Source organism: Dermabacter sp. HMSC06F07 (assembly GCF_001807345.1).
GTDB classification, from domain to species: Bacteria; Actinomycetota; Actinomycetes; order Actinomycetales; family Dermabacteraceae; genus Dermabacter; species Dermabacter hominis.
The window spans coordinates 314,090-327,155 of record NZ_KV788588.1; the positions used below are offsets into that span (position 1 = coordinate 314,090).

The 13,066-nt window shown below is 62.6% G+C and carries 10 protein-coding genes; 5 read left to right on the top strand and 5 right to left on the bottom strand.

Translation table 11 applies throughout. The annotated features are described in order from the left end of the window. Positions 1-48 precede the first annotated feature (48 nt). Positions 49-1,281 carry a hypothetical protein gene (locus HMPREF3157_RS08520; protein ID WP_070436099.1) on the bottom strand — a complete coding sequence of 411 codons (1,233 nt, stop codon included), beginning with the start codon at positions 1,279-1,281 and terminating at the stop codon, positions 49-51. 161 nt (positions 1,282-1,442) lie between these two features. Between HMPREF3157_RS08520 and HMPREF3157_RS08525 the strand changes: the two genes are divergently transcribed. Continuing rightward, positions 1,443-2,525, top strand: a complete 1,083-nt coding sequence (locus HMPREF3157_RS08525) for a polyprenyl synthetase family protein (protein WP_070436100.1) — start codon at positions 1,443-1,445, stop codon at positions 2,523-2,525. Between the two features lie 51 nt (positions 2,526-2,576). On the opposite strand, the gene HMPREF3157_RS08530 is transcribed toward HMPREF3157_RS08525, so the two are convergent. After that, positions 2,577-2,951 carry an Rv2175c family DNA-binding protein gene (locus HMPREF3157_RS08530; protein WP_246816562.1) on the bottom strand — a complete coding sequence of 125 codons (375 nt, stop codon included), beginning with the start codon at positions 2,949-2,951 and terminating at the stop codon, positions 2,577-2,579. Positions 2,952-3,015: 64 nt separating this feature from the next. Here HMPREF3157_RS08530 and pknB point away from each other — a divergent pair, with 64 nt between their 5' ends. After that, the gene (gene pknB, locus HMPREF3157_RS08535) at positions 3,016-5,145 is read left to right on the top strand and encodes a Stk1 family PASTA domain-containing Ser/Thr kinase (RefSeq protein WP_070436101.1); all 2,130 of its coding nucleotides are present in this window, start codon (positions 3,016-3,018) and stop codon (positions 5,143-5,145) included. Between the two features lie 6 nt (positions 5,146-5,151). Here pknB and HMPREF3157_RS08540 read toward each other — a convergent pair whose 3' ends face one another. Continuing rightward, a complete protein-coding gene (locus HMPREF3157_RS08540; protein ID WP_034374929.1) occupies positions 5,152-6,552 on the bottom strand; it encodes a class II 3-deoxy-7-phosphoheptulonate synthase in 1,401 nt (466 codons plus the stop codon). A 70-nt stretch (positions 6,553-6,622) separates the two neighbouring features. Beyond that, positions 6,623-7,348 carry a lysophospholipid acyltransferase family protein gene (locus HMPREF3157_RS08545; RefSeq protein WP_070436102.1) on the bottom strand — a complete coding sequence of 242 codons (726 nt, stop codon included), beginning with the start codon at positions 7,346-7,348 and terminating at the stop codon, positions 6,623-6,625. Positions 7,349-7,481: 133 nt separating this feature from the next. On the opposite strand from HMPREF3157_RS08545, the gene HMPREF3157_RS08550 reads away from it, so the two are divergent. Continuing rightward, a complete protein-coding gene (locus HMPREF3157_RS08550; RefSeq protein WP_070436103.1) occupies positions 7,482-9,281 on the top strand; it encodes an AMP-dependent synthetase/ligase in 1,800 nt (599 codons plus the stop codon). Between the two features lie 24 nt (positions 9,282-9,305). Beyond that, positions 9,306-11,066: a DEDD exonuclease domain-containing protein gene (locus HMPREF3157_RS08555; RefSeq protein ID WP_083288128.1), complete on the top strand. Its 1,761-nt coding sequence runs from the start codon at positions 9,306-9,308 to the stop codon at positions 11,064-11,066. Here HMPREF3157_RS08555 and trpD read toward each other — a convergent pair. Further along, a complete protein-coding gene (gene trpD / locus HMPREF3157_RS08560) occupies positions 11,017-12,114 on the bottom strand; it encodes an anthranilate phosphoribosyltransferase (RefSeq protein WP_141740662.1) in 1,098 nt (365 codons plus the stop codon). The genes HMPREF3157_RS08555 and trpD overlap by 50 nt on opposite strands. Before the next feature lie 228 nt (positions 12,115-12,342). Here trpD and HMPREF3157_RS08565 point away from each other — a divergent pair, with 228 nt between their 5' ends. After that, positions 12,343-13,029 carry an aa3-type cytochrome oxidase subunit III gene (locus HMPREF3157_RS08565; protein ID WP_016664687.1) on the top strand — a complete coding sequence of 229 codons (687 nt, stop codon included), beginning with the start codon at positions 12,343-12,345 and terminating at the stop codon, positions 13,027-13,029. Positions 13,030-13,066: the final 37 nt, after the last annotated feature.

Sequence of the window (13,066 nt, forward strand, 5' to 3'; positions counted from 1 at the left end):
CGATTCGTCACACGTACACGCGGTCCCGGACTCTCGCTCTGGCCACAGTCATCCATGAGTGGAGGCATACGTTTTTTCAAGCCAAAGCGGGCATATTCCCGCATGCGCAAGCCCCAGGACGAGTTCAGCCATATCGCAGTGGTCTCCGGCTGCGAGGATGTCATCCGCCAAGCGGAAGGCCTCCCCCATACGCCCGCTGAACCACAGGAGGAAGGCGGCGATCGCCCCAAGATTGGCGAGAGCCTCGCGGTAGCGAGGCGAACAATCCCACGCATTCGACGTTCGCCACAGGCCTTTAAACACTTCGATCACACGATCGCCCTGGCCGCCGGGCATGAGATGCGGCCCCGGAAGAAAATCTGGGTCCTCGAACACTGAAGCGATGGCTTCCGAGGGGCTCACAAAAGCATCCTGTTCAGATCCCACGACGTGCGCGATGATGTGGTCACGCCCGGGCCCCAATGCCGCTAGCGATGCGAGCACGTGAACGGCGTCCTGAAGGCGCTTGGAGTCACCATCCCCCATGCGCCCACCCTCTCGTTCTTGGCGCGTGTGCTGAGCACTCAATTCCTCGAGCGCGCTACGACTCGGCCCCTCGAGACACGTGAAGGTGCGAAAGTCGCTGTCGCTCTCACACAGCGAGCGAACGGCGGCAAGGAAAGCATCGTCCATCGCTTCCCTCTCGACTTTTTCGCGAAAGGGAATGCCGCTTGCGACCGCGCTCGCGGCGAACTGACTTTCTTCGAGCAGACCAAGGTGCGCGACCTTCCAGTAGTCGCCATCTGCCGTTGTGCTGAGCGCCCACGGCCCTTCATAGGCGTGTAAGGCACAGGGGATAGTGAGACCGCGCATGAGGCACGCCTCGGCGACAAGGTCGCACAGCGCAACGAGCAGATCGATGGTCTGCGTGTCGTGACGATCTCTATCGAAGCATTCGGCCCTCTCCCCCGGGCACTCTGTGCATTCGCCGGGAACCGGCGAACCCGTAGCGAGGACGGCGAGGTGAGTTGCGCCGAGCGCCTGGAGGTTGAGTGCGAGCCGCGACACCTCAAAGGCTGCCCATTCGGGCTCTGTGCCCTCGTCAATGCGCATCCTGCTGAGCATGACCCCCGCCTCGCCATTTGGACTCGCACCACATCCAAAGACGATGAGTGAGGAATCGATATCAAGACGGTCAAAGTGCATGGCGACTGCCGCAAAAACATCGCGTGCATCAAGCAGATTAACGGTGGGAGCAAGCGCTTGCGACTCGCATGAATAATGCTGTGTTTTGTGTGTCATGCCTCAAGAGTTGTCGCTATTGACCGAGCGTGCAGGCCTGAGATCCTCGCTTGTGGAGGGCTGCGTCTGTGGGGCCCAAACCGCAGTTCGTCGCTCTGTGGCACGATGGAAATTCACACAGCACGGCGAGAGCACACCACACCGAGCCGAGGAGGATCCGCGTGTATCACCCCCCTTTCGACGACGTTCGCGAGAGCGTCACCACAGCCCTCACGCGCTTCCTCGAAACCGAGGGCGACGCCCTGGGGGCAATCGCGCCGGAAGCTGCAGATCTTGCCGCGCTCCTCACGGGTTTTCTTGAGGGAGGCAAGTGCCTGCGACCAATGTTCGTGCACGCGGGCGCGTGTGCTGCCAACCCTTCGCACGGCGCCGCAGATGCGAAAGACGTGGCGACACTCGGCGCGGCCGTCGAACTCGTGCAAGCAGCGGCCCTCATCCACGACGATGTTCTCGATCACTCGCCGACCCGCAGGGGGCGCCCCGCTATTCATGCCGCCGCCACGCACGCACACGAGGCACGCAACCTCGCGGGAAGCGCGGAGGATTTCGGTATCGCGACCGCGGTCATCCTCGGCGACCTTGCCCTTGCGCTCGCCCATCAGCTTGCCTCTCACGCTTTCGCCGGAGCCGACGACCGCGCTCATTTCCAGGCGCTGTGTGCAGAGGTGATGGCCGGCCAGTACCTCGACATCTTGAACCAGTCCGGCGCCATCACCTCCACCGAATCGGCAGCGAATTCCGCCTCCCTCGTGACGCGCTGGAAGACCGTCTCCTACACGGTCCACAGGCCTCTCATGATCGGCGCGACTCGCTGCGGCGCTTCTCCCGCGCTCCTCGAATCCCTCGGCGCCTACGCACTTCCCGCTGGCGAAGCTTTCCAGCTCCGCGACGACCTCGACGGAGTCTTCGGGGACGAGGCCGCCCTTGGGAAATCCACAAGCTCAGACATCCGTGAAGGCAAGCGCACGATGCTCCTCGCCCTCGCGCAGGAGCGCGCAGGCGAAACCGAACGCAGCGTTCTCGCAGCAACCGTCGGAAACTCTGACGCAGATACGGAGAGCATCGAACGCGTGCGCGAGATCATGACGGCCACGGGCGCACGCGAGAGCGTCGAGAACCTCATTCGTCAACGCGAGGACGACGCGCGCGAAGTTATCGCGAACGAACTCTCATCGCTCACCTCGAGCGAATCGTGCGAACTCCTCGACTTGCTCGTGCGAAAACTCGCCCGAACCGACCGCTGAGCCCCTTTCCCACATGAGTGAAGACGCGCGGGCCGTGCCCGAAAAATACGGCTAAAACCCGAGCGACTGGGCGCGCCGGCGCACCTCGCCACGCTGCCCGCTTCGCAAATGGTCGATAGGTCGACCGGGCAAAGAGGCATCGTCGGTAAAGAGCCACTCGATGATCTCGTGGTCGGCAAAATGCTGGTCGTGGAGAAGCATGATCGTGCCTCGAAGGTGCGGAAGGACCGCCCCGTCACGAAGGAATTCGGCGGGCACAGAACGGACCTTATGGGTTCCGCGGCGCACCTCGACGAGGTGGAAGTCCTCAATCAAGCGCTGCACCTTGGTCACCGAGATACCGAGGATCTCCGCGACGTCGGGCAGTGGAAGCCACGCCTCTACGAGAGAGTCGAGCCGGTCGATGTCGTCAGCTGAGATATTCACACCTTCAGCATATTCCAGGGTGTCGTGCGCGAGCACCCGGCGGCTGCCCGCATAGACTTGCGGCGTGAGTACCGAGTCTTCTTCCCCAGACATCGGCCTCGTCCTTAGCAACCGCTACCGCGTCGAGCACCTGATCGCACGCGGTGGCATGGCCACGGTGTATCGCGGCTTCGACGAGCGCCTGCATCGCCCTGTCGCGCTCAAAATCATGCACCCGCATCTCGCGGATAACCCTGAATTCATCTCGCGCTTCTCCCGCGAAGCCCGAAGCGCGGCCCGGCTCACCCACCCCCACGTGGTCAATGTCTACGACCAGGGCGAAGACCAGGGGCGCGTGTACCTTGCCATGCAACTCGTCGAGGGCGAGACACTGCGCGACGAACTCCGCCGCGACAAAACCCTCAGCCTCAAACGCGCGCTGCGTGTGGGCCGCGACGTCCTCGCCGCGCTCGATGCCGCACACCGCTCCGGAATTATCCATCGTGACATCAAGCCTGAAAACGTTCTCGTGAACGCCGAGCGCGACATCCTCGTCGCCGACTTTGGCCTCGCACGCGCCGTTGGATCCGCGACGACCTCCGCCACCGGCACCTTGCTCGGTACGGTCGCGTATGTCAGCCCAGAGGTTGTCACACGCGGCGTGAGCGATGCCCGAAGCGACCTGTACTCGTGGGGCATCATGATGTTCGAAATGCTCGTGGGCCGCACTCCTTTCCAGGGCGACTCGGCCGTGCATATCGCCTACCAGCACGCGCATGAGGACATCCCCGCACCGTCACAATTTGCGTCGGGCATCCCCGCCTCTGTTGACTCCATCATCACGTGGGCGGCCTCGCGTTTGCCCGCCTCGAGGCCCACGCGCGCCCACGAAGTACTCCTCGCCCTTGACGAGGCTCTCGACACACTAAGCCCCACCGAACTCGCCTACCGTGCGCATCCCGCACCGAACGTCAAGGCCAATGCCGAGACGGCCGGCGTTCCTCGACTCACACGCCAGTTCTCGCCCTCAACGGCGCGCACCGATTCCGCTTCGTCACCAGCCTCCCCGGTATCACCGGTATCCCCGGCATCGCCGTCGAACGAAGCCCTCCTCGATGACAAAACCTCAGAAAAGTTCTGGGAAAACGACACCTCAGGTCGCGAACTTTCCACGACCGGAAGCGGTGCGGGAGCGGCGGTCAGGAAAAAGTTCGAGCTCCGCGAGCAGCCGTCGGACTCCCCCGATGCCGATGAAAGCATCCGAGAAGTAACCCTCACGGGCCCTCGCCGCTCGCGCGGTGCCCATGCGAGCGAGTCCCACCCCTCGCCAGCCCTGCGCCTCCTCGCACTCGCAAGCGTCCTTGCACTCGTCGCAGCGCTCGTCTTTGGCGGCGTACGCTGGTACGACACAGAAGGCCCTGGCGGCGCGCGCACCGTGCCGCTCGTTGCGGGCGCAACTCTCAGCGACGCTGAAGCCGCGCTAACGGCGCAACAACTTACGGTGACAACGGCACAGGCCTACAGCGACGACGTCCCGAAGGGCCACGTCATATCCTCGGATCCCGCCACGGGAGCGGAGGTCCGCAAAGGCAGTTCCGTGCGCCTCACTATTTCCCTCGGGCAGGAACTCTTTGACGTTCCGCAGGTGAAAGGGCAGGCGGTTTCCGACGCCACCTCAGCCCTCACTGACGCAGGTTTTCAGGTCAACGAGACCCGCGAATACTCGGCCGACGTGCCGAAAGACATCGTGATCAGCCAAGACCCCGCAGACGCGTCACTGCCCGCGGGCACGCACGTCACGCTCACGGTCAGTGACGGACCCGAGCCGGTCGAGGTTCCGAGCGTCGCGGGAAGTGAGCGCAAAGCGGCAATCAAAGCCATTGAAGGCGCGGGCCTCGTGCCAAAAGTGAACGAGCAGTACAACTCGAACGTGCCCGCCGGCCAGGTCATCTCGCAAGATCCCGCCGGGGCCACGTCGGTGCTTCCAGGCAGCGAAGTCAAGATCTCCATCTCGCTCGGCCCCAACCTCGTGGGGGTTCCCGACGTTTTCCGCAAGAGCGAAGCCGACGCCCGCGCGGCGCTCGAAAAAGCCGGGCTCAAGGTCCAGGTCGTCTACGAGCGAGGCACGCCCGTCTTTGGCCTCGTGTCCCAGCAGTCGCAGCCGGGCGGCACCAAAGTACCGCGCGGCTCGACCGTGACGATCACGGTGTACTAGCGGTGATCAGCTCGGCCGATCGCCAAGCATGTCGGCGACGAGAAACGCGAGTTCAAGCGACTGCGAGTGATTGAGGCGCGGGTCGACGAGCGTCTCATAGCGGCGGTGCAAGCCCTCTTCGTCAAGCTCGCTGGAACCGCCTAGAACCTCGGTGACGTCATCGCCCGTGAGCTCCATGTGAAGACCAGCAGGGTTTGTGCCGACCTCCCAGTGCGCCTCAAAAAAGCCGCGCACCTCATCCATGATGTCGTCGAAACGGCGAGTCTTATAGCCGTTCGAGCTCGTGATCGTGTTGCCGTGCATCGGGTCTGTCACCCACACGGCTTCAATTCCTTCACGCTTTGCTGCCGTGAGCAGCACGGGAAGCTTCTCGCGCACGTTCGTGGCGCCCATGCGGGTCACAAACGTGAGACGGCCCGGTTCGCGCTCCGGATCAAGGACCTCTGCGAGCCGAAGCATGTCATCCGCGCTCGCGTTCGGGCCGAGCTTCACGCCGATCGGGTTGCGCAGTTGCGACATAAAGTGCACGTGGGCGCCGTCGAGCTGGCGGGTTCGCTCACCGATCCACAGGAAGTGGCCAGAGCATCCGTAGATCTCACCCGTGCGCGAGTCGACGCGCGCGAGGGCCTCCTCGTAGTCGAGGAGAAGTGCCTCGTGAGACGAATAAAACTCGACCATGCGAATCGGGTCGAAGTCCACACCGATGGCCTCCATGAAACGCACGGCTCGCTCAATATCATCCGCGACTCGCACGTACTTCGAGTAGGCGTCGGACTCCACGAACCCCTTGTTCCAGGCCTGCACCTGCCGCAGATCCGCGAAGCCGCCGCCCGTGAACGCGCGCAGAAGATTGAGGGTCTGCGAAGCGGTCGTGTACATCTTCCACAGGCGCGAGGGATCGGGCGTGCGGGATTCGGAGGTGAACTCGTAGCCGTTGACCGCATCGCCGCGGTAACTCGGGAGGCTCACGCCGTCGATCGTCTCGGTGTCGCTCGAGCGAGGCTTCGCGAACTGACCGGCCATGCGCCCCATCTTGATCGTGGGAAGCGAGGCGCCGTAGGTCAGGATTGCTGCCATCTGGAGGATCGTCTGCACCTTGTTCTTGATGCGGTCGGCAGTCGAGTCCGCAAAGGTTTCTGCGCAGTCGCCTCCCTGAAGGAGGAATGCCTCGCCACGCGCTGCTTTAGCGAGGTGGGTGCGAAGAAGGTCAACTTCGCCCGCGAACACGAGTGGGGGCGCGGCCCTCAGTTCATCAAAGACCCGTGCCCGCTCCTGCTCGTTCGGCCACGTTGGTTGCTGGACCCTCGGATATTCGCGCCACGACGAAAGCGCCTCGAGATGGGCGGATGATTCGGAAAGCTCGAACGGGTGGAATGTCGCGGCAACGTTACGGTTCTGATAACTCACCCGGACATAGTAGGCGAAAGTCACGAGCGCGACATGTGGGTCCGCTCAGCAGCACTCTCGCGACCGGAACTTACGAGGCGTTCGCGTCCTTGAGTCTTTTCTTCACGTCCGCGGCGTACTCGTCCACATACTCCTGGCCGGATAGCTCGCGAATCGCCTCCATGAGCGAGCGCGTGAGCGTGCGAAGTTCTTCGCGCGTGGCGGGTGCGTCGCTCGGCTTGTCTGCCCTCAACGTCGCCAGCTGCGCGCGCATGTCGATCGTTGGACCGATCTGTGTATGGAGCTTTGAACGGAGCTTCGGCACGATGGAATTCTTCGAGCGTTGCGCCTCAAAGGCGCCAAGTTCGGCGACGGGGAGGATGGGCGCACCCGTCGCGAGCGCGAGACGTACAGCGCCTGTCTTACCGCGATACATTCGCCCGTCATGGCTCCTCGTGCCCTCGGGGAACACGCCGAGGGCGTGCTCACCTTCGAGCACCGCGATCCCCGCGTCGAGCGCCGAGCTCGCGCCACCGCTTCCCGAACGATCGACGGGAATCACATTGACCGAGCGCATGAGCCATGCAAAAAACTTCCCCGGTACCCCCTTGCCCTTGAAAAGAGCATCCTTTCCAAGCCAGTGAATCTCGCGCGGAATCATGCACGGCACAAAATAAGTTTCGAACGCGGAGGTGTGATTGCACGCCATGATCATGCGCCCCGAAGACGGAACGTGCTGGAGGCCCGCAACTGTGGGGCGCCAGAAGAGCGTGAGCAGAAATTTAACGATCGGCTGCAAGACGGGATAGAGATGCACGGGGATAACCCTATAGGGCCACACCCACCGTGAGGGAGGGAACGCGCCACACGAGGCCTCCTCCATGCCTCGATGCACGTAAGGCGCGTACACTCGAGTGCAACCCCGCCTCGAAGTCAAGGAGCATTCCCCCGTGTCACGCGAGTTCGAAACGCCGCAAATCGCAGAGTCGAAGCCAGACGAAAACATCACCGACTTCCTCCTTCTACGCCGCACCAAGTACGCCGACATTCCCCTGTGGGAGCGTCAGCTCACGCCCGGCACATGGTCACCCATGTACGCACCGGAATTCATCACGCTCGTGAAGCGTCTCGCACAGGGGCTTATCAACGAAGGCGTCAAGCCCGGCGACCGAGTCGCGATCATGTCTCGCACGCGCTTCGAATGGGTACTCATCGACTGGGCGTTGTGGTTCACCGGGGCGATCAGCGTGCCGATCTACGAAACGTCCTCCCCCGGCCAGATCGAATGGATCGCTTCCGATTCCGGTGCGCGCTTCATTTTTTGCGAAAACGCCGGCCATGCGCAGGACATCGACGAAGTCCGCTCTTCGCTCTCGGATCTCGAGCAGGTGTGGGTCATCGAAGAGGGCATCATCGAGCAGCTCTCCGTCGCAGAAGCCGATATCAACGACGACGCGATTGAAAAGTCACGCAAGAGCCGGCACAAGTCAGACACCGCGACAATCGTCTATACCTCCGGCACGACCGGCCGACCCAAGGGCGTAGAGCTCACGCACGCGAACTTCATGGATCAATCCCTCAACGCAGTGGGTCTTCTGGGCGAGGCGGTTATGCCCCCTGGATCGCGCCTGCTGATGTTCCTTCCGCTCGCGCACGTGTTCGCCCGCGACATCACGTTCATCACGATCGTGACGGCATGCACGACCGGGTTCTCTCCCGACGCAAAGCACCTTCTTGACGACCTCGCCTCGTTCAAGCCCACCGTTCTCCTCGCTGTGCCGCGCGTTTTCGAGAAGGTGTATAACGGCGCTGAGCAGAAGGCTGTTGGCGACGGTAAGGGCAAGATTTTCCACCGTGCCGTCGAGGTTGCCATCCAGTATTCAAAGGGCCTCAACACGGGCAAGATTCCCCTGCACGTGAAAGCCCAATACAAGCTGTTCGACGCGCTCGTGTACTCGAAGCTGCGCAATCTCATGGGTGGCAAACTCACCTACGCAATCTCGGGTGGTGCACCGCTTGGCGATCGCCTCCCCCATTTCTTCCGCGGGATCGGCGTGACCATTCTCGAAGGCTACGGGCTTACGGAAACAACCGCTCCCGTGGGGGTCAACAACCCGTGGAACGTGAAAATTGGCACCGTTGGTCCACCTTTCCCCGGCTCCAAGGTCAAGCTCAACGACAAGGGCGAGCTGCTCGTCAAAGGCGTCATGGTATTCAAGGGCTACTGGAACAACCCCGAAGCCACCGCGCAGGCCCTCCAGGACGGCTGGTTTAACACGGGCGACACCGCGAGCATCGATGAGGACGGCTACATCACGATCACGGGCCGTTCAAAAGAAATCATCGTCACCGCAGGAGGCAAGAACGTGTCGCCGGCCCAGCTCGAGGACACCGTTCGCCAGAGCCCCGTCGTTGGCCAGTGCATCGTTCTTGGCGACCAAAAGCCGTTCGTGTCCGCAATCGTGACTCTCGACCGCGAAATGCTCCCCCGGTGGCTCAAAAACCAGGGGCTCGGGTCGATGTCGCTTGCCGAAGCCATTACGAACGAGCAGGTCATCGCCGAGGTCCAGAGGGTCGTTGACGAAGCGAACACCTCGGTCTCCCGCGCAGAGTCGATCCGCAAGTTCGAGATCATCGATGCGGATTTCACGGAGGAAAACGGTTACCTCACCCCGTCGTTCAAGCTCAAGCGTGCCGCTGTTGTGAAGGACTTCTCCGAGGTCATCGACCGCATTTACACGAAGAAGTAAGGCGGCAACGCCATCACTCGAGCCGTGCAGCGGGCATTCGAGGATCTCGGCCCGGAGCTCATCGACGTCGAGTTCGTCGTCGTCGACCTCGAGACCACCGGAACGAATACCGAGCTGGATGCCATCACGGAAATTGGCGCCGTACGGGTTGTGGGTGGCGAGGTTGTCGAGGAGTTTCAAACCTTCATCAACCCAGAGCGCCCGATCCCCGCATACATTGCCGCGCTCACGGGGATCTCTGACCACATGGTTCGCGATGCGCCGTCCGCAGAAGCGGCCATCCCCGCTTTCCTCGAGTTCGCACGCACCTCGGTGCTCGTCGCACACAACGCACGCTTCGACATCGGTTTTTTGAAGGCGGCCGCTCTTCAACTCGACTACCGGTGGCCCCCTTTCGAGGTCGTCGATACGCTCACACTCGCGCGCCGCGTTTTCGGACGTGACGAAGTGAAGAACCACAAGCTTTCGACTCTCGCGGGAGCGGTTGGGGCAACGACGGTGCCCAACCACCGCGCGCTGTCGGATGCGCGCGCAACGGTCGATGTTCTCCACGAGATCATCGCGCGACTTTCTGCCGGTGGCGCAAGCCACCTCTCGGATCTCACCTCAAACGGGAAGAAAGCAAGCCCCGCCCAAATCCGTAAACGCCACCTCGCGGCGGACATCCCGCCCGTGCCCGGCGTGTACTCCTTCGTCGACGCCAACGGTTCAACGCTGTACATCGGCAAGTCGGGCAATCTCCGCTCGCGAGTGCGCACCTACTTTTCACCGAACGAGACCAGGCGAGCCGTCCTCGATATCATTCCCGTCACCGAGCGTATAGACATTGTGCAGTGTTCAAGCGACGCCGAAGCTGCAATCCGCGAGCTGCGCGCAATCGCGAGTGAGCGCCCCATCGCCAATCGCCAGGGAATCCGCCCTTCCAAGGGCAATTGGCTTCGAGTCACCCACGATGGGCTGCGCCTTGCGCGCACTGTGAAAAGCGAAACGTCGCTCCACGCCTATATCGGCCCGCTCCGCTCGCGCCACGACGTCGAGCCGATTCGCTCCCTCGTGTACGCGGCACTGACTGCGGCCATCGGGGCTGAAGAGGAGAACGCTGGTGCTGCGGAAGGTCGCACCGGGACCGAAAGTCCGACGGTTCCCCGGGAACCGTCGGCAGCCGCGGGTGGGTTGCCGGTGCCGCCGGTTCATGGACCGACGTTTGTCGCAGAACCGTCGGAGCCCGTGCGCAGCAGCGCAGGCTTCCACGCACGAATGCACCGGGCCCTCACCGAGGATCCGAGCGATGTTTTTGAGTACGCGGCGAAGAAGATGCGGGCGCTCGTGGGGAGGGGCCTCTACGAGAACGCCGAGGCGTTGCGCACGAGGGTCGAGTTGTTTGCTGATGCCGCGCGACGTGCCGCACGATTGCGATCCATCGCGGAGGTTCCATTCCTCGTCGCGGCGCGCAAAATCTCGTGCCACGATGCTTCGACTCAATCGCCCTGGCAGTGGGAGGTTCTTGCCGTACGGCACGGGCGGCTCGGGGCAGCGCGCACGATGCCGGCGTGGAGCGACCCGCTTTCGGCTATCGAGGCACTTGCTCGCGAAAGCGAAGCGGAGGCCGCCCTGCGCGCCCCGCTGTGCTTCGGCTACCACCACGAGGCTGAGCTCATCCTCGAATGGCTCGCGAAACCTGGCATCCGGATCGTTCACGTGGAGGGCGAGTGGTCGATGCCGTCTACCGCCCGCTTTACGATCGAAGAGTTTCAGCGGGTGTTTCGACGCTCTGCGAGACGTTGATCCACCGCTCAAGCGCAGCCTTGGCGGCTCCGGAATCGAGTGAGTCTTCGGCCCGTTTCACCGCGCGGAGCATTCGCTCGGCGAAGGCAGGGCTGGCGTCGGAACTTTCCTTGAGCCCCTCGGCTGCGACAATGCCCGAAGCGGCATTGAGCACGACGGCATCTCGCACGGGCCCAGTCTTGCCGGCAAGCAGGTCTCGCGCCACCTGGGCATTGTAGGAGGGGTCGCCACCGCGCAACGCATCGATACGTGCGCGTGAGAGTCCGTAGTCTTCGGGGGCGACAACGTGCGACGTAACGGACCCGTCCCTTACCTCCCACACATCGGTTTCGGCGGCGATACTCAGCTCGTCGAGGCCGTCGCGCCCGCGCACGACGATGGCGGACGCGCCGCGGTCTGCAAAGACACCTGCGATGACAGGCGCCATCTCCTCGAATGCCACGCCGACGGAATGGGCACGAACCCCGGCGGGATTGGTGATGGGACCGAGCACATTGAAAACCGTGGGCAGTTTGAGACCGGCTCGGGCAACCGCACCATGTTTCATCGACGGGTGAAAAACCTGGGCGAAACAAAACGAGATTCCCGCTTCGTCAAGCACGCGCTGCACGCCCTCCACGGGAAGATTCAGGCGCACCCCGAGCGCTTCGAGTACGTCCGCCGAACCCGATTTCGAACTCACGGCACGGTTGCCGTGCTTTGCCACAGGAATCCCCGCGCCGCGGATCACGAGCGAGGCCATGGTCGAGATATTGACGGTATGGGCGCCGTCTCCGCCCGTCCCCACGATGTCGACGGCACCAAAGGGTGCACTAATGCTTCTCGAGTGCTCGAGCATGGAGGAGGAGAGTGCGTTGACCTCATGGGTCACCGCTCCCTTCGCCTGAAGCGCCACGAGGAAACCGGCGAGAGGGACCGGATCGACGTCGCCGCGCATGATCTGCTGCATTGCCCACCACGCCTCTTCGGACGTGAGATCGCGCCCTTTGATGAGGGCGTGGGTCAGCGCGGGCCACGTATAGATTTCTTGATCCGTCATGGCGCCCATATTAAGGCGTGAACGCTCGTGACGTAGAGCAAGCCCACCAGACGGAACACGGCTTAGATCACGGAAAAAACCGGGACAAAAGCCCCGTTCGATTCAACAATCGCGCTTCCAACAGGTATGCTGAAAAAACCTGCGCACGGACTTTTGTCCCAGCAGGGCCGCACGGGCCTTGCCCGCAGCGGCCGAGACCATGTGCCGTGCATGGCCTCGCAACCCGACCAACGACGAATGAGAACCGTGACAACTGCGACTCTTTCCTCCGCCCCTCGCACCTCCCCCGTGAGCAGGCCGAACACCACTCAGGTCGGCACCATCGTGTGGCTCGCGAGCGAAATCATGTTCTTCGGTGCGCTCTTTGCTATGTACTTCACGCTGTACGGCGTCGTACCCGAGGTTTTCTACGAGGGCCAGAAGAACTTCACGCTCAACTTCGCCATCACCAACACGCTCATCCTGGTCACGAGCTCAATCACGTGCCAGATGGGTGTATTCGCCGCAGAAAAGCGCCGCAAGCGCCGCACCGGCTCGATCGTCAACATCGCCGGCTGGGGCCTCATCGAGTGGTACACCCTCACCTTCATTCTCGGCGCGATCTTCGTGTCGGGCCAGGCCTTCGAATATGCCGAGCTCGTGCATAAGGGCCTCACCATCTCGAGCACGCCTCATGGCTCAATCTTCTACCTCGCCACGGGCTTCCACGGCCTCCACGTCCTTGGCGGGCTTATCGCCTTCCTCTTCGTTCTCGCGCGCGCCTACTCCGCGAAGAATTTCACGCACCACGAAGAGGTCAGCGCGATTTGCGTGTCGTACTACTGGCACTTCGTCGACGTCATCTGGGTAGCCCTCTTCTTCGTGGTCTACCTGCTTGACCCGCTCGTTCTCCACACCGTTGAAGGCAACTGGGCCTTCTTCTAAAGCTCCCCTACTCGGATTCGCACCCTTTACCGAAACG

Excerpts from the sequence above, each read along its gene's own strand:
- HMPREF3157_RS08520 (WP_070436099.1), bottom strand. The coding sequence starts at position 1,281 with ATGACACACAAAACACAGCATTATTCATGCGAGTCGCAAGCGCTTGCT.
- trpD (WP_141740662.1), bottom strand. The coding sequence starts at position 12,114 with ATGGGCGCCATGACGGATCAAGAAATCTATACGTGGCCCGCGCTGACC.
- HMPREF3157_RS08565 (WP_016664687.1), top strand. The coding sequence starts at position 12,343 with ATGAGAACCGTGACAACTGCGACTCTTTCCTCCGCCCCTCGCACCTCC.